The sequence below is a fragment of the Neisseria benedictiae genome (assembly GCF_958267435.1).
Lineage (GTDB): Bacteria > Pseudomonadota > Gammaproteobacteria > Burkholderiales > Neisseriaceae > Neisseria > Neisseria bergeri.
This window is the reverse complement of sequence record NZ_CATQFV010000054.1, coordinates 1-255: the sequence shown is the minus strand read 5'-3', so window position 1 is coordinate 255 and position 255 is coordinate 1. Positions and strand designations below refer to the sequence as shown.

The 255-nt window shown below is 53.3% G+C and carries 1 pseudogene; it reads left to right on the top strand.

The features are described 5' to 3' along the window. Positions 1-255, top strand: a pseudogene (locus Q3O12_RS06405) (type IV secretion protein Rhs); the annotation flags it as partial.

Sequence of the window (255 nt, the reverse complement as noted above, 5' to 3'; positions counted from 1 at the left end):
CAACATTAGCAGCGGCAACCGCCTCAAAGAATACAACGGCATCGAATACACCTACGACGCATTGGGCAACCTGATCTACCGCCAGCTGCCCAATGGCGAAAACCAATATTACCAATACGATTTAGAAAACCAGCTCGTCCGCGCCGAAATCAAAAAGCCCGCCGGCAATACCGAGATCTGGACATACGCCTACGACCCGTTCGGAAGACGCCTTTCCAAAGAACGCCAAGACAAACTCGCCCGGACGAGCACCGA